Raw genomic sequence first — 21,545 nt, 5'->3', positions numbered from 1 at the left:
AACCGCTGTCATGGTGCGATCGCACCACAGCTGGCCCCAAGGACAGTGGCAAGAGCACAATAACCTTCATGATCACCGTCCCTGACCTGGTCGTTGCCGTCGGACCGGCCCTTTTCGAGATCGTCGTCGCCGGCCAGGGCGACGGTGAGGTGCGTGACGTTTTCCTGGCCGACCCGCAGGAGGACTCGACCGGCCAGGCGGGCGACCTGGTCCTGGGCTTCGGCCTGGGCAGCTCGGAGGACGCAGTAGAGCTGGTGGAGCGCTGTGCCGTCGGTAGCGCCTCGGGCATCATCCTGCGCACAACACTCGCCCGGGACCCCGCCGTGGTGACCCAGGCGGAGAAGAGGCACATCACCCTGGTCGCGCTGCAGCCGACGGTCACCTGGGCCCACGTGGTGTGGCTACTGCGAGGCGTAATCGACAGGGCGGCCTCTCCGGACTCCCCCGTCGCAGGTGACGCCGGAGTACATCAGGAGCTCTTCGCACTGGCCGATGCCGCTGCCGCCATCGTCGACGCTCCAGTGACGATCGAGGACAACCAGTCCCGAGTGCTTGCCTACTCGAGCCTCCATAACCTCACGGACACCGACCCAACCCGGGTGTCGACGATCGTTGGCCGTCGGGTGCCTGCTGAGGTCATAGCGCACTTCAGGGCCCGAGGGATCTTCCGGCGCCTCGCCCGGTCGAGTGAGCCCTTCCTGGTCCCCGACGGGCCTAATGGGATCCGCCCGCGTCTCGTAGTACCGGTTCGGGCGGGTGGTGAGTGGCTGGGGTCCATCTGGGCCGTGGTGGATGGTCCTGTGAGTGCAGAGGTGACTACTGAGCTCAGTAACGCCGCATCTGTCCTCGCGCTGCACCTACTGCGGCTCAGGGCTCAGGCTGACGTCGCCAGGCGCAGTGCGATCGACCGGCTGCGCACTGTCCTGCGGCAGTTCTCCCCCGACGCTCCGCTCGACGTACGGCTGCCGGCGCCGCCGTGGCGGGTGGTCGCGCTCGGTTCACCCGGCGCGTACGACGTACCGCAGGAGCTGGACCTCTGGGAGTCCACTGGTCGCCGCCATGGATGGAGCGAGCCACAGCTGGCCGACCTGGACGGGACTGTCCTGGCAGTCGTCTCGGACGGCGACGGCCCCGGCTCCTGGCGCTGGCTCCGCAAACTCGTCATAGACCTCACCAAAGAGTCCCCCGGTACTACGGCCGCGGCCGGCGGGCGTGCCCGTGGTGCCGCAGACCTCCCCAGCTCGCGGGCTGAGGCGGTCGAGCTACTAGGCCTGGTACGCCGTGGGCTCGCGCCTGGCCCGGCGCTGCGGGTGGAGCAGGCCTGGCACATCCTGACCGTTCATCGGGCGGTGACCTCGCTTGACACGACCAAGCTGGACGGGCCGCTCGCGACTTTGTTACGGCATGACATCGAGCACGACACCGCCTTCGTCGACACCCTGCAGGCCTGGCTGAACTATCCCGGCCAGCCGCAGCAGGCGGCCAGGGAGCTGCATCTGCACACGAACACGCTGCGGCACCGGATGAAACGGATCGGCGAGATCGCCCGGCTGGACCTGACCAACCCCCGTGAACGGCTGGCGCTGCAGCTGCAGATCGCGGCTGTTCGCACGGAGCACTGAGACGTAGGCCACAGAGCTAGGTAACAAGGCTTCATATTCCGGCAATGGATGGGCAACATGAGGCTGGCAATCTTTAACTCAGAAACACCGAGAGCTTGTCCCAGCCTTTCACCAGGAGGCTGGGGCCAGATCGTTCCAGCCTTTCACCAGGAGGCTGGAGCAACCCGAGCGAGCATTTCACCAGGATGCTCGGTCGCGTGTGGGCCCGGCGATTGTCTGAGCGATCGCCGGGCCAACGCGCGTTTTCAGGGGCTTTCAGGCGAGTTGGTTGACGATGGCACCGAAAATCTTCGGCAGTCGCGCCGCCGCCGGGACGATACGGGGAGCGAGCAACGACCTGTTGCGGGCCCAGAGCAACGAACCGGTGAGGAACCGGCACTCCCAGGAGACCCGCCGCCAGGCCGCGTCGTACGCCGCCGGCTGGTCGGCCTGGATGCACCGGACCAGTTCGGCAGAGGTCCGCAAAGCTACTGCGATGCCTTCGCCGGTCAACGCGTCGACATAACCCGCCGCGTCACCGACCAGCAACACCCGCCCGGCAACCCGACCGCGCACCCGCTGGCGTAGTGGACCAGCGCCCAGCACCGAGGTCGCCTCGGAGGCTCCGGCCAGTCGGCGCTTGAGCGCAGGGAAGGCTTCGAGGTGAGAGTCGAAGGACCCCCGGGCAGAGGTGAGGATGGCGACGCCGACGAGGTCGTCGGCGACCGGAGTCACGTAGGCCTCGCCGAGGGAAGACCAGTAGACCTCCACGAGATCGCACCACGGCCGGACGCTGTAATGCCGCCGCAGCCCGCGACGCAACGCAGCCGCGTCGCGGGCTGCGGAAGGGCGAGGCAAGGAGGACAGGTGTAACTGTCGCCGGATTGGGGAGTGGAGGCCGTCGGCTGCCGCTAGGTAGCGGGCGGTGATGCCAGCGGCCGTGACTGACTGCTGGTTTTGGGTGATGGTTTCGACGCGGGTGCGGATGATCGGCACCTCTAGCTCGGCCAGGCGGTTGGCGAGGGCGCGCTGGAGGGCAGTACGGCGTACCCCGAGGCCTGGACCCAGGCGGAAACGGGCGTCGACGACGTGCGATGAATCCAAGTAGCGGATGCCGTGGAAGGGGCGGCCGTCCAGCTGCACGCCCAGGCGGGTCAGATACTCCACCGCGCTGAAAGCGATGCCCTCGCCGCAGGCCTTGTCGATCGGGGACGCCCGTGGCTCGACGATGGCCACCGACAGGCCGGCTAACGCTGCGCGGATGGCGGTGGCGGCGCCGGCTGGGCCGCAACCTGCGACGAGGAGGTCGATCACTTGGTCAGCGCAGTGTCCAACGCCGCTTCCTCCGCACGGATCCGGACTGTCAGCAACGGGATGTTCAGCAGCAGGAACACCACGGCGGTCACCCACGACGTGTGCACCAGCGGCAGCGCGACCCCCTCCGCGACCACCGCCACGTAGTTCGGATGGCGCAGGAACTTATAGGGGCCAGCAGCAACCAATCGCAACCCCGGTACGACGATCACGCGCGTGTTCCACTGCTGCCCGAGCACCCCGATGCACCACCAGCGCAACCCCTGCGCCAGCAACACCACCGCGAACATCGACCACCCCAGCGCCGGGATGAACGGCCGGTCCGCCACGATCGCCTCGACCAGACAGCCGACCAGGAACCCGGTGTGCAGCACCACCATGAACGGGTAGTGCCCCTTGCCGGACTCCACCCCGCCCTGCTTGAAACTCCACGCCGCATTGCGCAGCGAGACGACCAGCTCGGCCACCCGTTCGAGCCCGACGACGAGCACCAGGGCGACGTACCACCACAACGACGAGTCCATCACCACTCCAGGAGTACGAGCTCGGAACAGAAGCCTGGGCCCATCGCGAGCAACACACCCATCCCCGAAGGATCCAGGCGCAGGGTGTCACCGAGCACGTGCAGCACCGACGACGACGACAAGTTGCCGACGGCGGCGAGTGATTTCCAGGTCAGGTCGAGCGCGCCCGGTCTCAACTCCAGCGTCTCCGCGACAGCCTCGAGCACCTTCGGTCCACCCGGATGACTCACCCACGTCCCGATCTCCGGAATGGTCAGGCCGTGCGCCGCGAGGAACGCGGTCACGTCGCCACCGAGGTACTTCCGGACCACCTGCGGTACGTCGGCGCCGAGCACGATCCGGAACCCGCCCGACCCGATGTCCCACCCCATCACCCGCTCCGAGTCGGGGTAGAGCCGCGACCGCGTCGCCACCACCGACGGACCCGCCGCCGCGGGATGCTCCGACCCGGTCAGTACTACCGCCGCCGCCCCATCACCGAAGAGCGCCCCACCGACCAGGTTGGGCAGGGACGAGTCGTCGCGCTGCAGCGTCAGCGAACAGAGCTCCACCGAGAGCAGTACTGCGACCTGCCCCGGCCAGGCCTTGAGGTAGTCGTGCAACCGCGCGATCCCCGCCGCTCCCCCGACACACCCCAACCCGAACAGCGGCAGACGCTTGACGTCCTCCCGCAGCCCGAGCCGCATGGCGACCCGCGCGTCGATCGACGGCGCGGCAATCCCCGTTACGGTGGTGAACATCAGCACGTCTACGTCATCCACCGTCAGCCCGGCCGCCGCGAGCGCCCCCGAGATGGCCTCGGCGCCCAGGTCGACCGCCACCGAGATCCACGCGTCGTTGGCCTCGCCGAAGTCCTTCAGTACGCCGTACTGCTCGAGCGGCAGCGCCAGATGCCGGTGCGACACCCCCGCGTTCGCGTGCAGCCGGCGGAGCAGCCCGATGCCCTTGCCGTCGGGCAGGCAGATCTCTGCGAAGGCATCCGTCAACTCCGACTGCGCATAGCGGTGCGGCGGCAACGCGGCCTGCACCGCGGCGATCCGCGTCATCGTGGCATCGTTGGGTCGGTGACCCGGCTCAGCGTCGAACTGCGTGTATCACGGGGCCTCGCCATGGCGAGCCATCCCGGACCAACTGTTGCCGTCACCACCTTGGTCACCGTCGTCGCATGGTCCGCAGGCCGAGACGCCCTCGGATGCTTGTTAGTCGCCGCAGCAATCCTCACCGGCCACCTCTCGATCGGCTGGAGCAATGACGCGATTGACGCACCCCGCGACACCAGTGTCCACCGAAACGACAAACCAATCGTGCTCGGACTGGTGAGTCGCCGGACCTTGTGGATCGGCGCCACGCTGATGGTCGTTGCCTGCGTCCCACTCTCCCTGGCCAGCGGCGTGCTCGCCGGGTTGGCGCACCTGGTCGGCGTGGCGGCCGCGTGGGGCTACAACCTGAGGCTCAAGTCGACGCGCATCTCGTGGCTCCCCTACGCCGTCGCCTTCGGCCTGCTGCCGTCCTTCGTCACCCTCGGTACCTCCGACACGTGGGCACCATGGTGGGCCTCCGCCGCCACGGCCCTCCTGGGCGTCGGGGCGCACCTGGCCAACGTCGTACCTGACCTTGCCGATGATCTGGCCACCGGAGTCGACGGCTGGCCGCAGCGCTTGGGCCGCCTAGCCCGGTACGCCGCGCCGCTGCCACTCGCCGTCGCCACGGCGCTCCTGGTCGTCGCTCCACCGGGCGCCGTGGGCGCAATCGGCTGGGCCACCCTCGTTGTTGTCGCCGTACTGCTCGCGGCAATCGTGCTGTGGAAGAACGCCCCGTTCCTGGTGACCATCGCCGTGGCCGCGGTCAGCATCTTCGCCCTAGTACTCCGCGGCGACGCCCTGACTCGCTAGTCGGCCGGCTTGAGCGGAGCGTTGCTGCCCAAGATCGCCGCCGTGAGCGCCTCGGCAGGCTCCTTGGCGGCTCGGGGATTGGTGATCAGGACCAGGTCGATGGGAGGGAGCTCGGGCAGCCCGGCGCTGGGTGGGGGCTCCACCAGGTCGGCCGGCATCAGCGAGCGGGCGAAGATGGCGATCCCAAGCCCGGCCCGAACCGCGGCCAGCACTCCGTTGACGCCTCGCACGATGCAGGTGATCCGGCAGGAGCGACCGGCCTGCTCCAGAGTTTGGACGCCGAGCGAGCGGCTGATGCTGGGCGCCTGATAGGCGACGAGCGGCACCGGACCATCGGGAGCGATGCGAGTGCCCGAGATGCCGGCCCACACCAGCGGGTCTCGGCGGACGACGCGGCCGTTGGGTTCGTACCCGCCGCCGAGGCTGTGCTTGACGTAGGCAAGGTCCAGGTGACCCGACTCGACCCGGCGGAGCAGATTGGGGCTCTGCGCAACGGTCAGCTCGAGATCGATCCGCGGGTAGAGCTGGCGGAAGTCGCGCAGGATCCGCGGCAACGGCGTCAGCGCGAGGTCGTCGGTGACGCCGAAGCGCAGCCGGCCACGCAGCTCCGAGCCGGTGAAATACCCCATCGCCTCCTCGTGCGCCGCGAGGATCGTCCGCGCGAAACCCGCCATCGCCTCCCCGTCGGCGGTCAGCGTGACGGTCCGGGTGTCGCGGACGAACAGCGGCCGCCCGACCGCCGTCTCGAGTTTGCGCACATGCTGGCTGACCGTCGGCTGCCGGATGCCCAGCCGTTCCGCGGCCTGGGTAAAGCTCAGTGACTGCGCGACCGCCAGGAACGTTCGCAACTGGTCCGGATCGTAGGCCACCAGCACTCCTCACCAAGCAGGGTCATTGCGGTACGCAATAAGACTAATAGGAGTAATTCGCTATCGGAATCCAGTCTCAGCCCGTGAGGATGGAGGAGACCTCCCCTGCCAAGTCCACTTCCCTAGGGATGACTCTTGACCACCCGGGCCACCGGTTCTGTCCACCCCGTCCCCGATTTCCATACCCATCGCACCGCCGGCAGCAGCCCCGAAGACGCCCGCAAACGACCGGGCTTCCGGGAGACCTTCAGCGCTCTGCAGGTCCGCAACTTCCGCCTCCTGGTCAGCGGCCTGTTCGTCAGTTCGACCGGCGGCTGGGTCCAGCGCATCGCCCAGGACTGGCTGGTCCTGACGCTGACCGGCAGCGCCACCGCGGTCGGCATCACCACCGCCCTGCAGTTTCTGCCCACTCTCCTGCTCGGCCTGTACGGCGGGGTGATCGCCGACCGTTTCCCCAAGCGCAAGGTCCTGCTGGTCACCCAGGCCACGATGGGCACGGCGGCCGCAATCCTCGCCACGCTGGCGTTCGTCGGCAGCGTCCAGGTCTGGCAGGTCTACTCGCTGGCACTGTTCCTCGGACTCGCGACCGCCGTCGACAACCCGACCCGGCAGTCCTTCGTCACCGAACTGGTCGGCAAGGAACGACTGCGCAACGCGATCAGCATGGTCTCGTCGACGTTCCAACTCGGCAGCCTGATCGGCCCGGCGCTCGGCGGCGTGCTGCTCGGCACGGTCGGTACCGGCTGGGCCTTCGCGCTCAACGCGGTGACCTTCTTCGGCTCGATCTCCGCGCTGCTGATGATGCGCGAGCACGAGATGCCCGGGCTGCAAGCGGCCCGTCGGGCCAGCGCCGGCATCCGGATCCGCGACGGTCTGCGAGACGGCGTGCGGTACGCGTTCCATGAGCCGGCCGTCCGGTGGGCGATCGCTCTGGTCGGCGTCTACGGCATGTTCACGATCAGCCTCCCAGTGACGCTCACCGCGTTCGCCGACCGCGTCTTCCACACCGGTGCGACCGGGTACGGCGTACTGAACTCCGTCGTTGCCGTCGGCTCCCTGACCGGAGCGTTGCTGTCGGCAAGGAGAGTCCGGCCGACCAGACTGCGCAACCTGGTCGGGATCGCCTCGATCCTCGCGGTGACCGAGATGGCGGCCGCGCTCCAGCCGTCGCTGTGGACGTTCCTGCCGCTGCTCGCCGCGCTCGGGATGGCGACGCTGATGTTCCTGACCGCGGCCCAGTCGATGGTTCAGCTGACCACTCCCGACGGACTCCGCGGCCGGGTCGCCGGCATCTACAACCTGGTCTTCATCGGTGGCGGCGCGATCGGCGGACCGACCGTCGGCTGGGTCGCCGAGCACTGGGGTGCCCGGACCGGGCTGCTGCTCGCCGGGATGGTCCCGGCCGTCGCGACGATCGCGATCGGGATCAAGCTCGCCCGGGCCGGCCGGTTCCGGGTGGTCGTGGTCCGGCCGCAGACCCGCTCACCGTGGTTGCTGCCGCCGCGACTCGGGCTGACGCAGACCGAAGTACTGGTCGAGCGGCCGGCGGCGCCGCGGGTCGAGCGGCCACGCACGATCGCCAGGCGGCAGCATCAGCGCTCCGGCGATCACCCGCACCCTCGGCGTACCAGAAGGAAACCGCTGAATCACTGAGCCAGGAAGAACTCGGTCAGCCAGGACTGCCAGGCGTCCTCCAGGCGCTTGGCATCCTGGTTCGCACCGAAGTAATGGTGGCCGAGGGCAACGGGCATGCCGAGCAGGCTGCGGTCGTGGAAGCGCAGCAGCGCGTGCTCGGTCGTGATGCCCAGATGGCTCGGACCTTGGTAGTCGACCTCGCCGACCACCACTCCCAGCCCGTAGACGTCCAGCTCGACCTTCGCGCCGACCTCGCCACCGACGGCCTCGCACAGCTTCTGCCAGGCCTCCGCCGTGCCCGACCAGGCGGGGCCTTCGGCAACGACATAGGTGGCCGGCTCACCGTGGAAGCCGGACAGATAGACCTGCAGGGTGTGGAAGTAGAGATCCCAGCCGCGCGCGGTCGCTTCGTACTCCGCTTCCCAGTCGTCTCCCTGGAACCCGGTCTGGACGAAGCGCAGGACCGTCGAGCCACCGTCCTGCGCCTCGATCAGATACTCGAACGCACCCGTCCCGGTCTGGATGGCGAACCCGCGACCCGGCTCCCAGCGCAGTACTTCGCCGTCGGCGATCCGCCCGTTCTCGTCCGGCGCCGGGTCCATCGGCGCGAACCATGCGGTCAGCCCGGCCTCGGTCGCGATCGCGTCCCAGACCTGCTCGGGTGTTGCGTCCAGCGGGATCTCGGCCTCGATCCGGCGTTCCTCGGTCATCGTGAGCCTCCCGTGGTCCTCGAAGGTGGCCAGCCTAGTCGGGCAACGCGAAGGCGGCCCTCCCCCAGGAAGGGCCGCCTTGTGGGCAACCCGTCAGGGGCTGCCAAGGAGCGGGCTCGCGTCCCCGAGCGCAACGGGGAAGCGAGACCGGATCAAGGAGCGTCGATCACGCCGACCGGCGGAACCTTGACCGTGCGGTGGTGCAGGGTGCCGCCCAGGATCACCTTGCGGAGGGCCACGTTGTTCGTCGTGCTGGCCTCGAACAGCTTCTTCTCCGGGTTCGCCAGTACCTCGATGAAGTACTCACCGTTCGGCAGGTTCGTCACGTCGAAGGACTGACCGGGCCGGAACTGCGCGTAGGTGTCGCCGGATCCGACGTCCAGCACCTCGCGGACCGACAGCGACGTGTGGCCGCCGCAGGCGGTGTGCAGGTCGGTGTTGTCCGGCTTCCAGTTGGCGTTCTTGACCGTGTAGTCGATGGCGTCGGTCGCGGCCAGGCAGAAGGCCTCCTTCTGGCTGCGGACGACCTCGGTCTGCTTGGCGTTCAGCAGGCTGTAGCGGGCGAAGTCGGTGAAGTGCCAGTGGGTGTGGCCTTCGCGCGGGTCCCACTCCATCGTGCCGGTGTTCTGGTAGCCGATCTCCTTGCCGTTCGCGTCGTAGAAGTACTGGTACGCGTCCATCAGGTCCTTGCCCTTTTGCCGGAACCCGTCCAGCACCAGCGGCGACGGACCCGCGTTCCACACAGTCGCCGAGAAGGCCAGGAAGTCCTTGTCGGCATCCGGGGTGCCCTCGTCGCCAGGAGCGATCTCGATCCCCCAGGCCGGTACCGACCGCAGGTCCGGCTTCGGGCCCTTCGGCACCGCGCCCTTCCCGGCCGGCCGCTGCGCGTGCGGCTTCGCCGCGGTCTTGGCAGTCTTCGACGCGACGCCGGCGTTGGTCAGCGCCTTGGCCTTGGCCTGCGCGAACGCCTGCTTGCAGCCGTCGGTGTGACCGTCACCGTGACAGTCCTCGACGTCCTTGACGGTGACGTTGACCGTCACGGCCGAGTCGTAGGCGCCGATCTTGAAGTAGTCCTTGTAGACCTTGTTGACCGACACCTTGGCGGTGTACTTGCCGACCGGCAGGTCCACCTCCTCGTTGTTGTAGTAGCTGGTGGTGTTCGACGACCAGCCGGCCTGCAGGCCCCAGACCGCGCCGAGCGTGAACGGGTTCCCCCCGCATCCCGACGGGTACGGCGAGGTGGCCGGCGCGTCCGGCCGGGTCCGCGAACCCTCGCCGTTGAGGCAGAAGCTGCGGTCCTTGTCGTAGACCTTCTTACCCTTGGCATCGGTGATGGTCAGGTGCAGGAACTTGGCCAGGCCACCGAAGTCCGTGACCGCACCCTTCGGCAGGGCTTTCGGCTTCCCGTTGACGATCTGGTTCGCGACGACCGGGTCGTTGTAGGTCTTGCGGGTCGCGCGCACCTCGATCGGGTTCTTCCCGGCCACCAGGTGGGTGCCGAGGTCCAGGACGACGCCACCGCCCTCCGGGTACCGGTCCAGCGTCACCTCGGTGGCGCCGGCGACGAGCTTCAACTGCGGCTCGGCGGCTGCCTGCGTGGTCGAGGTCGCGGCTCCCGCGGCCCCCGCCGCGAGTGCCACGAGCGTCGCGGCTCCGGTCACGGCCACCGCCGTACGACCGAACTTGCGTGAAATGTTGATGATCAATCCCCTCCCGTTCGGGCCGGCCCGCCTCACACGGGCCATCGATCCCTTACGTGAGTACTGACCTCTGGCTCCCCCCGAATGTTGATCTCAGTTGCGTCGCAATTGCGTTACAGCCATCACCCACAGTTACCGCCTCCTGTTACTTGACCCCGTAAATTAAACAGCCCTAGGCTCGGCCCACGTCCCGCCTCAAGACGGAGGAACACCTATGTCAGAACTCCGACCGCCGAGGCGCCGCCTGCGCCGTACCGGTGTGGTCACCGTGGCCGCTGTCGCCCTGGTATCGGCAGCAGCCTCGTACGCCAACGCGAACGCGAGCGTTCAGACCGCCGGACTGCCCGGTCCCAAGCCGTCCCTGGTCGAGCCGGACAAGAGCTTCCAGGGCAAGGCCCCGGTCGAGGCGCCCAACGCCAAAGCACCGGTACCGGCGAAGTACCCGCAGGTCGCCGCGAAGCCGTACCTGGGCTGGAGCAGCTGGAGCCTCCAGTCCACCAACTATCCCGGGGTGAACCCCGACGGGCCGGGCAGCTTCATCAGCGAGAAGAACATCCTCGCCCAGGCCAACGCGATGGCCACCAAGCTCAAGGCCTTCGGCTACGAGTACATCAACGTGGACGCCGGCTGGCAGGGCGGCGGTGACGAGTACGGCCGACCGATCGCGAGCCCGACCCGGTTCCCGCGCGGGATGAAGGCCGTCGGCGACGACATCCACAAGCTCGGCCTGAAGTTCGGCATCTACACCGTGGTCGGCCTCGGCTTCGACGTCTACCGCGAGGGCAACACGCCGATCTACAACGCGCCGGGCTGCTTCACCCGCGACATCGTCTACCCCGACCTCCGCACCACGAACGGCTGGGACCAGGCGTACAAGATCAACTACGCCAGCCCGTGTGCGGCGAAGTACGCGGACTCGATCACCAAGCTGTTCGCGAGCTGGGGCGTCGACTTCATCAAGATGGACGGCGTCGGCCCCGGCTCCTGGAAGGGTGCGCCGGACGACCCGAACCACAACAACACCGAGGACGTCGAGACCTGGTGGCGCTCGGTCCAGAACGCCGGCCGCCCGATGCAGTACACGCTGTCCTGGTCGCTCAGCCACCGGTACGCCGACACCTGGAAGGCGAACTCGAACGGCTGGCGGATCGACACCGACGTGGAGTGCTACTGCGACACCATCGTCCGCTGGGACGGCTCGGTGAAGCAGCGCTGGTGGGACCTGCCGCAGTGGATCGACGACGCCGGACCGGGGCACTGGAACAACCTGGACGCGATCAACGTCGGCGTCGGCGAGATGGACGGCCTGAACGAGGCCGAGCGGCAGAGCTACATGACCTTCTGGGCGATCAACGCGGCCCCGCTGTTCGTCGGTGACGACCTGACCAAGCTCGACGCGTACGGTCTCAAGCTGCTGACCAACCGCGAGGTGATCGCGATCAACCAGAGCGGCAACCCCGCGCGGCCGCTGAACCAGGACCAGTTGCAGCAGACCTGGTACGCCAAGAACGCCGACGGCAGCATCACTGTCGGTCTGTTCAACCTGGCCGAGACTCCGGCCACGGTGACCGGTGACTTCGGGCAGCTGGGCGTCTCCGGCAAGGCGACCGTCCGCGACATCTGGGCGAACCAGAACACCAAGAACGTGTCCGGCCAGGTCTCCGCGGCGCTGCCCGCGCACGGCTCGAAGCTCTACAAGATCACCCCGAACAGCGCCGGCTCGGTGAGCAAGCCGGCCGACCTGACGGCGACCGATGTCAGCCGCACCACGGTGTCGCTGACCTGGCAGCCGAGTACGAAGGCCAAGTCGTACAAGGTCTATGCCAATGGCAAGCAGGTGGCGACCAGCACGACGACGAGTGCCGTCGTCAGTGGGCTGCTGCCGCAGACGCAGTACAAGTTCGAGGTGAAGGGTGTCAACGGCAACAAGTCGTCCGACGCCAGCGCCGCGGTCACGATGTTCACGGCCAAGTCGGGCGGCCCGGTCCGATACGAGGCGGAGGCCGCGAACAGCACACTGACCGGTAACGCGAGCGCCAACGGCTGCACGCTCTGCTCAGGTGGCAAGAAGGTCGGCAACATCGGCTACGACGCCTCGGTGACGCTGAACGACATCACCGTGCCGACCGCCGGCACCTACCTGGTCAAGATCGCCTATACCGACGGCGATACGAGCCGGCAGAGCATGCTCACGATCAACGACGCCGACAGCTACTGGGTGAACTACCACGGCCTCGGCGACAACGACTGGGGTACGCCGCAGGTCGTCTACCTGCCGATCAAGCTGGCCGCCGGCGCCAACTCGATCAAGGTCTCCAATCCGTCGGGCTACATCGCCGACATCGACTGGATCACCGTCTAGTCAATCCCTCCGCGAAGGGCCGGTACTGCGCGCTGCGCGGCACCGGCCCTCTGCGTTGGGATCAGATCGCTGAGGTGAGGCCGCCGTCCATCGTGATGATCGAGCCGGTGACGTAGCTGGCCCGCGGTGAGGCAAGGAAGACCGCGACATTGGCCACCTCGGCCGGTTCGCACGCCCGGCCCAAGGGGATCTCGGCGACCAGCTCGGTGAGCAACTCCTCCTTCGGCCGCCCGGTCGCCCGGACCGCGGCCTCGAGGCCCTCGTCGACGCGTCCGGTCTTGGTCAGCCCGGGGTTGATCACGTTCACCCGGACGCCACGGTCGGCGTATGCCTTGGCATAGCCGACGGAGGCGAGCATCAGCGCCGCGTTGGCCGCGCCGCCGCCGATGTGCATCGGGTTCGCCGCCCGGCCGCCCTGACCGACGACGTTCACGATCGCGCCCGTGCCCCGCTCGGCCATCCCCCGGATGACCGCCTCGGTGGCGTGCATGTAGGTGAAGTACTTCGCCTCCATCGCCGCATGCAGCGCCTTGCTGTCCAACTCAGCCGCCGGCGTACGCCGGGCAGCCCCGGCGCAGTTGATCAGGATGTCCGGAACACCGACCCGCTCGAACGCCGCGGCCGTCGCCTCCGGATCCGTCAGATCGACCGCCTCGACCTCGAACTCCAACCCCTTCTCCGCCAGCTTCTCCTGCGCGGCAGCAAGGTTGCCGGCATCACGCGACATCCCGATCACCCGCACCCCCTCCCAGGCCAGCGCCTCGACACAGGCCAGCCCGATCCCCTTGCTCGCCCCGGTAACCACTGCGATCCGACCGGACAGTTGCAGATCCACTTCGCGTTCCTCCGGACTCTCTGCGCGTTTGTGTGCCGATCGCGAGCGTATCCCCGCAGCTTCGGTCACCGAAGCCGGGTGCAGAAGGCAACTATCTAGGGGCGATCGGCAACGAATTGGAATTACTGCTCGCTGGCCCTTGATCGCCCGGTTACTATGGGTACTCAGATCGACACTCTTTGTTTCGACGTTCTGTTGCTGTCAGCACCCAACGCCGGAGGCACCCGTGCCGAGCATCTCTCACAACCACTCACCGCCTTCAGGCGAGCCTGCGCGCGACCGCAGTTCCTGGAGGTCCATCCTTCGACATGACGTACCGGCCTCGCTGGTCGTCTTCCTGATCGCGATCCCGTTGTCGCTGGGGATCGCCGCAGCATCCGGAGCCCCGCTGATCGCCGGGCTCGTCGCCGCCGTCGTCGGTGGCATCGTCGCCGGCGCGCTCGGCGGCTCCCCGTTGCAGGTCAGCGGCCCCGCCGCCGGCCTCACGGTCGTCGTGGCCGGGTTGGCCACGCAGTTCGGCTGGGCCGCCACCGCGGGTATCACCTGCGCAGCCGGCCTCCTGCAGATCCTGCTGGGCGTCACCCGCATCGGCCGGCTCGCCCTCTCCCTGTCCCCCGCCGTGGTGCACGGCATGCTGGCTGGAATCGGTGTCACCATCGCCGTCCAGCAGCTGCACGTGGTGCTCGGCGGCCAGGCCCAGAGTTCCCTGATCGCCAACGTGGCAGGGCTTCCCGAGCAGTTGCTGGCCCATCACGCCGGCTCCGTACTGGTCGGGATCCTGACCGTCGTGATCCTGCTCGTCTGGCCCAGACTGCCCCGGGTCAGCATCGTTCCCGCGCCGCTGGTCGCGGTGGTCGCCGTCACCGCGCTGGCCGCCACGTTCATGGTCGACGTCACCCGCGTCAACCTGCCGGACTCGCCCCTGAAGGAGCTCATCCCTCCCGCGGTGCCGCACGGCGGCCCGCTCCAGATCGCGACGGCCATCCTGACCGTCGCACTCGTCGCCAGCGTCGAGTCGCTGCTCTCGGCCGTTGCCGTGGACAAGCTTCATCGCGGCAAGCGCAGCAACCTCGATCGCGAACTGATCGGCCAGGGCGCCGCGAACGCGATCTCCGGCGCCCTCGGCGGCATGCCCGTCACCGGGGTGATCGTGCGCAGTTCCACCAACGTCGCCGCGGGTGCCCGCACCCGGGCGTCGGCGATCCTGCACGGCATCTGGATCGCGGTCTTCGTGCTCGCCGCGGGCGCGATGCTCGAGCTGATCCCGATGGCCGCACTGGCCGGCGTCCTGCTCGTCACCGGCCTGCGGCTTGTCCAGATGGCCCACATCCGAACCCTTCGGCGTCACGACGAGCTTCTCGTGTACGTCGTGACGGCGGCCGGCGTCGCCGTTCTCGGGCTGGCCGAGGGAGTGCTCGCCGGGCTCGTCCTCGCGCTCGGCCGGGTGCTCTACCGGTTGACCAAGGCAACGGTCACCGCGACCGAGGAGGACGGCGTGTGGGTCGTCCGGATCCGCGGCACGCTGGTCTTCCTCGGGGTGGCGTCGCTGATCCGGACGCTGCGCACTATCCCGGTAGGTGCGGCCGTCAAGGTGGATCTCCAGGTCAACCACCTGGACCACGCGGCGTACGAGGCGATCGAGGACTGGCGACGCGGGCATCTCGCGCGCGGCGGTTCGGTCGTCCTCAATCGGGCGGCGTTCCGGGCCGCAATGAAGGGCGACATCGGGCGCCGGATCATCCCCTGGCAGCCGCAGCACCAGGTGGTACCGGAGCTCGACCAGCGGGCCGCGATGCTGGACGGGATCCGCGAGTTCGAGGCGTCGGCCGATCCGATCCGGCCGATGATGGCGCGGCTCGCGGCCGACGGCCAGAAACCGACGCAGTTGTTCATCACCTGCGCCGATTCGCGGATCGTGCCGAACATGATCACCACGACCGGACCGGGCGACCAGTTCTGCGTCCGCAACGTGGGCAACCTCGTCCCGCCGTACGGGTCGAACAGCAACTCTGTCGACGCGGCGGTCGAGTACGCGGTCGAAGTACTGGGCGTCGCCCAGATCGTCGTCTGCGGTCACTCGCACTGCGGTGCGGCCGGAGCCGCGCTGGGGGCATCGGGTCAGGACGGTTCCGCGTTGCGGACCTGGCTGAAGCATCTCGAGAAGTCGGTCCGCCGGTCCGCCGCGCTGCCCGACATCATCGACCCGGTGACGGGCATCAAACTGTCACCGGCCGACAAGCTGTCCGTCACCAACGTGGCGGTCCAGCTGGAGAATCTGCGCAGCTTCGCCTGCGTCCGCAAGGCCGAGGAGGCCGGCCGGCTGGAACTGGTCGGCCTGTACTTCGACATCGGCGCGGCCGCTGCCCGGCTGGTCCTCGAGCGCGAGCCCTACCTGGTCCGTGCCGACGAGGAGCTGGCCACGACGGCGCCGCCACCGGCCGATACCTGAGCGGCCGCCAACTGAGTGGCCGTCAACTGAGTGGCACCGGCGGGTGTGCTGTCCCGGCGCACCCGCCGGCTGTCGAAGATCAGTACCAGCGGGATCGCCAGCCCGATCGCGATCAGGCCGTCGAGCCAGTAGTGGTTGGCCGTCACGACGACCACCGCGAACGTGATCACCGGATGGGCGATCCACAGCCAGCGCCAGCGGGACTTGGTGGTGCGGATGAGGAACACCGCGACCAGGAACGCCCAGCCGACGTGCAGGCTCGGCATCGCCGCGAACTGATTCGCCAGCCCGCTCTCGGCATCGGCGTTGTAGACCGACTGCCCGAGCAGCTGCGCGGTGTCGACCAGCCCGTACTGCGGGAACATCCGCGGCGGCGCCAGCGGGAAGACCAGGTGCCCGATCAGCGCCAGCCCAGTCAGCGATGCGAGCGCCCAGCGAAACTTCGCGTACTCGACGGGCCGGCGGATCAGCAACCAGACCAGCACGATCGCGGTCAGCGGGAAGTGCACGCTCGCGTAGTACCGGTTGGCTGCCCGCGCGAGGTCGGGGACCTGCAGCGCGAGGTGCTGGACCTGCGCCTCGGTGGGCAGACCGAGCCAGTCCTGGACGTGCCGCACCGTGTCCGCGTGCACGAAGGCGGAGCCGGCGTGATGAGCCGAGAACAGCCGGCCGAGGTTGTAGATGCCGAAGAGCACGGCCAGCAGGGCGATCTCGCGGGCGATGCGCTTGAACCGGGTGTGGTGCTCCGAGGGTGGAGACAGCGGCGGCAGACCCTCCAGCGGTACAGCCAGTGGCCGGCAGAGAGTTGTGTGCGCCATGTTGCCCTCCCTGGAAACCGAACGCTCGTTCTATGAGTCAGCCTGCGCCTGGAGGCGAGGGGAAATCAAGAACGGTCATTCGTTTTGCTGTGTGATCTGGACCGCACTGCCGTCCTTTCAAATTATCGTAACTTGCTGATAGTTGCGAACTATATGAAGGAGATCACAGCGGAGCTGCCCCTTCCGGCAACGGAAGGGGCAGCGGGCGAACCCGGTCAGACAGTGAGCGGCCGGTGGCCGCCGGTCAGACGGTTAGCCGCCTGGACGCGACCAGCTCGCCGGTGGAGTAGCCGTCTGCTCGAAGGAGCTGGCCGGCGGCGACGTCGAGGATGTCGATGCTGATCGGGGCCCCGGCCAGGTCTTCGGAGCTGATCGGGCGGTCGTCGAGGTACAGGTCGACCCGGTCGAGGCCGTCCACGTCCAGTCCGACCGTCAGCGTCGTACCGGCGCGTGAGGTGGAGACATCGAGCCGGCGGTTCGGCATCGCCGCGAGGATCGCGCCGGCGGCGTCGAGCAGATCGACATTGCCCTCCAGCAGATCCCGGCGGGTCATCTTGTGGGTCGAGTCCGGCCGGACACCGAGGTCTTCGACCGGACTGCCGGACAACTCACCGACGCGCAGGGTGCGGCGGATCGCCACCCGCATGTTCGCGCCGTTGGGCAGCGCCTCGTACGGCGAGGTCGAGTCCGGTGGCGGCGGCTCGTTGAGCAGCGTGGCGAGCAGGCCGTGCGTCCAGACGTTCGCGCCACCCGCGCCGGTGTTGTCGTCGACGCCGAGGATCCGGCCGATCTGGTGGTCGGCGAACCCGGCCGCGAAGATGTCCGTCGCCGAGTAGACGCGCGCGTCGGTGATGAGCACGACCGGGCCGTAGTACGTCTGGCCGATCGCGTTCGCGCCGTCTTCGGGGGTGATCGGCTTCGCAGCGGAGTACGCGGCGCCGGTCTCGGTGGCGAGGTCGAGCGAGTCGAACCACGGTCCGAGGTCGATACCGGCCGGGTTGTCCTTGTGCCGGCGGCAGATCCGCAGGTTGAGCGGTGTGCTGATGAACTGCACCGGCTCCGGTGAGATGTGCCGCGGCGTCATCGTCTGCAGGGTGAACTCGCTCGCGAAGATATGCCCGCCGCCGTTGTCGCGGACGTCCACGATCAGGCCGTTCTGTGGCAGCGCCGCGGCGAGCCGGACGAACTCGTCGCGGAAGGCGATCGGGTCGTTCACGCTGAACGTGAAGATGCGCAGCTGACCGAAGGTGCCGTGCGCGGTGACGACTTCGCGGGCGCGGAAGACACCGGGCATCGTCGTCGGCAGGTCCGCGCCGCCGACCGCCTGAGGTTTGGCCAGCTCGGCAGAGCTCTGGCCGCGCTCCAGCTCGACGACCTCGCGGACATAGAGCGCCTTCTTGGCCCGTGCCTTCTCGTCGGAATCCAGGTCGAGCCCCATCAGGGCCGAGGCCGGCGCGAGCGCGTCGAGGTCGGTCATCGGTGGCAGGTTGGTCGTCACCTTCCACTGCTCGCGCAGCTCCTGGGCGGAGCCGTCGAGGCCGAGATAGCTCAAGCTCACCCAGTCCTCGTCCGGTGGCGACTGGATCACGAGCGGGCGCAGCGTCAGCGACTCCAGTCCGCGGGCCAGGTTCGCGGCCTCGTTGCTGCCGGCGAACTGGGCTCCGTTGAGAGCGACGGCGCGGGCGATCGGCGTACCGTTCCAGTGCGTCACCTCGGCGCCGGCCCCGAACTGGGGGGCGGCGTAACCGGTGACGACCCGAGCGACCAGGTAGTGCTCACCGGTCTGGTCGAAGCACTTCTCGATCATGAACGGGAGAAAGGCGATCTTGCCCGCGAACGGCGCCGGCAGCAGGTAGTTGGTGTGCAGATCCCGGACCGAGTGGAAGATGCTCGACATCTGCCGGTGGAAGATCCACTCCGCCCCCATCTCCTCGGCGGTCTGGCGTTCCAGCCTGGCGCGCATCACCCGTAGGCGCTGCAACGGATTGACGGCGTGCATCGCGACCTTGAGCGGCAGGTGCACGTAGTTCTGGTCGAGCAGCAGCAGAGCCTGGTCGACGAGCAGTCTGCGTTGCCCCAGCGTCAGCGATCCCGCCGTCTTGAGGAACTGTGACAGCGGGACGGTTGCGGCCTCAGCTGCTTTGCCGGCGGTCGTTTTCCTGGTCAGGCGCTGCCTGGCAGGTTTCGTAGCGGTCTTGCGTGGTTGCGACATGACTTTCCCCCATCGAGAGCAGCCCCACCCCTGGGCCGCGATCAGTCCACCGTCCTGCGGACCCCAGGCGATGTCAACGGCTCGTTGTCCCGACCAAAAACCTGTCCATCTCCCTTGGAGCGGCTGACGGCCGGACCTACGTGGTAACTAACTGGGGGATGCCTTGGGTGGGGGTTACCCACCTGCCTGCAAGGATGGGGTGATGGGTGAGGTTTGGGACAACATTACGAGCGTGCAGCCGGACGCCTCGACGGCTTTGGTGATCGGTACCGGGATCGCCGCGTTGCTGCTGATCGCGTGGCGTCCCGTGTGGCGGCAGACTCGGCAAGTTGTGACGATTGCTCATGAGGGTGCGCACGGGCTGATCGCGTTGCTGGTGGGGCGTCAGTTGGCCGGTATCCGGCTGCACTCGGACACGTCGGGCGTCACGGTCTCCCGCGGTAAGCCCGATGGCGTGGGCATGATCGCCGTGCTCCTGGTCGGCTATCCGGGCCCGGCGCTCTTCGGTCTCGCGGCCGCATTCGTTCTCAGCCGCGGTTACGCGGTCGCCATCCTCTGGGGTCTCCTGCTCGCACTGCTCCTGCTGCTACTCCAGATCCGCAACCTCTTCGGCCTCTGGTCGGTGCTCGCCTTCGGGGCCATCGTCTTCGGCGTCTCCTGGTGGGGCTCGGAGCAGGTGCAGTCCGGGTTCGCGCATCTCCTCACCTGGTTCCTGCTCCTCGCGGCTCCGCGCGCAGTACTGGAGCTGCAGCGCTCCCGCCGGCACGGTGGCGGCCGGAGCTCCGATGCCGATCAGCTTCGCCGGCTCACCGGCGTACCGGCGATCCTCTGGGTCGGCTTCTTCGGCATCCTCACCCTCGCCTGCCTGGCCATCGGCGTGGCGTGGTCCGGCCTGCTGCCGAGCTGATGGCGGGTCCGCGCTCGTTCGATCCCGTCCTGGTGGGCAACCGGGAGACCGACGCCTGGGTGGCGTACTACCGCCGCGACTGGCTCAAGTTCCTGCGGAGCTCCGTCGGGCTGGTCGCCGCCGGGTTCGGGATGAGTCCGACGCAAACGCTCATCGGCGCCTGGTACGTCCTCAAGGCCAACCAGTTGTGGGCGCCCTTCCCCGACAATCAGCCAGACGGCGCGCGGGCGTACATGCGCCGCTTCTACGCGCTGGTCGCCGAGACCGAAGACCTCGATCCGGCCAAGGCGGCGAGGCTCGAGGTCGAGTGGTGGCGGATCCACCGCGCGCATCAGCACGACGACAGCGTCACCCGGGCACAGCTGGAAGACGCGCTGGTCGAGCTCTATTCGTATGTCTACGGCGCCGACCAGGACGCGGTACGACCAGCGGCCGCTCATCGCGTCGACGCGATGGACTACTCCGACAGCTGGGTCGCAGCCGGCTGCAACCTCGACGACCGGCTGCTGGTCGAAGAGCGGCGCGCGCTGGTCTCCTCGTACGCCGCTCTCCGCCTGGCCATTAGCAACTAGTGCCCTGCTGTACTAGCCCCGGCCGCCCGCGATCGGTCGGTCGCGCTGGTCGACGCCCGGGCCGCCGTACGGGTAGTCGGCCGCGCCCGGGTCGCTCGCCTCGTCGAGGCGCTGGGTCTCCTCGGGCGTGAGGTGCAGGCCGGCCGCGGCGAGGTTGTCGTCGAGCTGCGTCATCGTGCGGGCGCCGAGGATCACCGAGGTGATCGCCGGGCGGTCGACGAGCCAGGCGAGCGCGATCTGCGCCATCGAGATGCCGCGTGCTTCGGCGATCGCGCGGACCGCGTCCACGACGTCGCGCACGCGCTGGTTCTGGCTGCGGCGGTGCCAGGACTCGACGCCACGGTCCGGGTCCTCACCCAGCCGGGTCTCGCCGGTCGGCGCCTCGTCGAACGAGTACTTGCCGGTCAGCCAGCCACCACCGAGCGGCGACCACGGCAGCAGCCCGAGGCCGTTCTCCTGCGCGGCCGGGACGATCTCCCACTCGATTTCCCGCACCAGCAGGTTGTACTGCGGCTGCAGCGTCACCAGGGGCGACCACCCGCGCCGGTCGATCAGGTCGCACGCCTTCTGCAGCTGCCACCCGGTGAAGTTGGACAGGCCGCCGTACAGGATCTTCCCGGCCCGTACTGCATCCTCCAGGAAGCTCAGGCTCTCCTGGAGCGGGGTGATCGGGTCCCACGCGTGCAGCTGGTACAGGTCGACGTGGTCGACGCCGAGGCGGGTCAGCGACGCGTCGAGCGCCTTGCGCAGGTGCCGCCGCGAAGTACCGATGTCGTTGGGCCCGTCCCCCATCGGGAAGCGCCCCTTGGTCGCCAGTACGACGTTGTCGCGCGCGCCCGACTTGCCCAGCCAGCCGCCGATGATGTTCTCCGAGGCGCCGGCCGTGTACACGTCGGCCGTGTCGATGAAATTGCCACCGGCCTCGACGTACCGGTCGAGCTGCTCGTGCGCGCCGGCCTCGTCGGTCTCGTTGCCGAACGTCATCGTGCCCAGCGCATACGTCGACACGACCGTGCCACTGCTGCCCAGAGTGCGGTATTCCACGACTGCTCCTCGCTCGAAACCGGTTTGTGCTGACAACACTAGACCTGGCTCGGATTGTCGGAGGCGGCAAGTAGCCTGACGATGTCCGCGTGACGAAGGGG

Annotated in this window: 17 protein-coding genes; 7 read left to right on the top strand and 10 right to left on the bottom strand. The window is 68.3% G+C overall.

What is annotated here, in order from left to right:
* The first annotated feature begins 68 nt into the window (after positions 1-68).
* The gene (locus G3I17_RS17385; protein ID WP_164597425.1) at positions 69-1,622 is read left to right on the top strand and encodes a helix-turn-helix domain-containing protein; all 1,554 of its coding nucleotides are present in this window, start codon (positions 69-71) and stop codon (positions 1,620-1,622) included.
* Between the two features lie 255 nt (positions 1,623-1,877).
* Here G3I17_RS17385 and G3I17_RS17380 read toward each other — a convergent pair whose 3' ends face one another.
* From G3I17_RS17380 to G3I17_RS17370, 3 genes are read right to left on the bottom strand one after another with little or no spacing between them, the layout of a single operon-like run.
* Complete coding sequence (locus G3I17_RS17380; protein ID WP_164597423.1) at positions 1,878-2,915, bottom strand: FAD-dependent monooxygenase; 1,038 nt, start codon at positions 2,913-2,915, stop codon at positions 1,878-1,880.
* A complete protein-coding gene (locus G3I17_RS17375; protein ID WP_164597911.1) occupies positions 2,912-3,427 on the bottom strand; it encodes an isoprenylcysteine carboxyl methyltransferase family protein in 516 nt (171 codons plus the stop codon). The genes G3I17_RS17380 and G3I17_RS17375 overlap by 4 nt, the downstream gene beginning before the upstream one ends.
* An 11-nt stretch (positions 3,428-3,438) precedes the next feature.
* Positions 3,439-4,485 (bottom strand): type III polyketide synthase, encoded by a 1,047-nt coding sequence (locus G3I17_RS17370; protein WP_164597421.1) that lies wholly within the window; start codon positions 4,483-4,485, stop codon positions 3,439-3,441.
* A gap of 63 nt (positions 4,486-4,548) precedes the next feature.
* Between G3I17_RS17370 and G3I17_RS17365 the strand changes: the two genes are divergently transcribed.
* Positions 4,549-5,331, top strand: coding sequence for a UbiA family prenyltransferase (locus G3I17_RS17365; protein WP_164597419.1), 783 nt, complete (start codon positions 4,549-4,551; stop codon positions 5,329-5,331).
* Here the strand turns inward: G3I17_RS17365 and G3I17_RS17360 are convergent.
* Entirely contained in the window at positions 5,328-6,200 is an 873-nt protein-coding gene (locus G3I17_RS17360; protein ID WP_343238337.1) for a LysR substrate-binding domain-containing protein, read from the bottom strand. The two genes, G3I17_RS17365 and G3I17_RS17360, sit on opposite strands and share 4 nt — an antisense overlap.
* Before the next feature lie 135 nt (positions 6,201-6,335).
* Between G3I17_RS17360 and G3I17_RS17355 the strand changes: the two genes are divergently transcribed.
* Entirely contained in the window at positions 6,336-7,853 is a 1,518-nt protein-coding gene (locus tag G3I17_RS17355; RefSeq protein ID WP_164597417.1) for an MFS transporter, read from the top strand.
* Here the strand turns inward: G3I17_RS17355 and G3I17_RS17350 are convergent.
* Together G3I17_RS17350 and G3I17_RS17345 are read right to left on the bottom strand one after the other, a co-directional pair.
* Complete coding sequence (locus G3I17_RS17350; protein ID WP_164597415.1) at positions 7,847-8,545, bottom strand: SRPBCC domain-containing protein; 699 nt, start codon at positions 8,543-8,545, stop codon at positions 7,847-7,849. The two genes, G3I17_RS17355 and G3I17_RS17350, sit on opposite strands and share 7 nt — an antisense overlap.
* Before the next feature lie 152 nt (positions 8,546-8,697).
* Positions 8,698-10,290 (bottom strand): lysyl oxidase family protein, encoded by a 1,593-nt coding sequence (locus G3I17_RS17345; protein WP_164597413.1) that lies wholly within the window; start codon positions 10,288-10,290, stop codon positions 8,698-8,700.
* Positions 10,291-10,459: 169 nt separating this feature from the next.
* Between G3I17_RS17345 and G3I17_RS17340 the strand changes: the two genes are divergently transcribed.
* Positions 10,460-12,607: a fibronectin type III domain-containing protein gene (locus tag G3I17_RS17340; RefSeq protein ID WP_164597411.1), complete on the top strand. Its 2,148-nt coding sequence runs from the start codon at positions 10,460-10,462 to the stop codon at positions 12,605-12,607.
* 61 nt (positions 12,608-12,668) lie between these two features.
* Here G3I17_RS17340 and G3I17_RS17335 read toward each other — a convergent pair whose 3' ends face one another.
* Positions 12,669-13,442 (bottom strand): SDR family oxidoreductase, encoded by a 774-nt coding sequence (locus tag G3I17_RS17335; RefSeq protein WP_164597409.1) that lies wholly within the window; start codon positions 13,440-13,442, stop codon positions 12,669-12,671.
* Between the two features lie 226 nt (positions 13,443-13,668).
* Here G3I17_RS17335 and G3I17_RS17330 point away from each other — a divergent pair, with 226 nt between their 5' ends.
* The gene (locus G3I17_RS17330) at positions 13,669-15,891 is read left to right on the top strand and encodes a bifunctional SulP family inorganic anion transporter/carbonic anhydrase (RefSeq protein WP_164597407.1); all 2,223 of its coding nucleotides are present in this window, start codon (positions 13,669-13,671) and stop codon (positions 15,889-15,891) included.
* On the opposite strand, the gene G3I17_RS17325 is transcribed toward G3I17_RS17330, so the two are convergent.
* On the bottom strand, positions 15,831-16,709 hold the full coding sequence (locus tag G3I17_RS17325; RefSeq protein WP_164597405.1) for a phosphatase PAP2 family protein: 879 nt from the start codon (positions 16,707-16,709) through the stop codon (positions 15,831-15,833). The two genes, G3I17_RS17330 and G3I17_RS17325, sit on opposite strands and share 61 nt — an antisense overlap.
* Positions 16,710-16,953: 244 nt before the next feature.
* Positions 16,954-18,921, bottom strand: coding sequence for a S41 family peptidase (locus tag G3I17_RS17320; RefSeq protein WP_164597404.1), 1,968 nt, complete (start codon positions 18,919-18,921; stop codon positions 16,954-16,956).
* A 202-nt stretch (positions 18,922-19,123) separates the two neighbouring features.
* Between G3I17_RS17320 and G3I17_RS17315 the strand changes: the two genes are divergently transcribed.
* Together G3I17_RS17315 and G3I17_RS17310 are read left to right on the top strand one after the other, a co-directional pair.
* Positions 19,124-19,828, top strand: coding sequence for a M50 family metallopeptidase (locus tag G3I17_RS17315; protein ID WP_164597402.1), 705 nt, complete (start codon positions 19,124-19,126; stop codon positions 19,826-19,828).
* Positions 19,804-20,400: a hypothetical protein gene (locus G3I17_RS17310; RefSeq protein ID WP_203590361.1), complete on the top strand. Its 597-nt coding sequence runs from the start codon at positions 19,804-19,806 to the stop codon at positions 20,398-20,400. Before G3I17_RS17315 ends, G3I17_RS17310 begins: the two co-directional genes overlap by 25 nt.
* A 12-nt stretch (positions 20,401-20,412) precedes the next feature.
* On the opposite strand, the gene G3I17_RS17305 is transcribed toward G3I17_RS17310, so the two are convergent.
* Positions 20,413-21,444, bottom strand: a complete 1,032-nt coding sequence (locus G3I17_RS17305; RefSeq protein ID WP_164597400.1) for an aldo/keto reductase — start codon at positions 21,442-21,444, stop codon at positions 20,413-20,415.
* Positions 21,445-21,545 lie beyond the last annotated feature (101 nt).

Origin of the sequence: Streptomyces sp. SID13031 (assembly GCF_010548305.1) — a bacterium.
Lineage (GTDB): Bacteria > Actinomycetota > Actinomycetes > Propionibacteriales > Kribbellaceae > Kribbella.
This window is presented reverse-complemented; position numbering and strand designations above follow the sequence as displayed.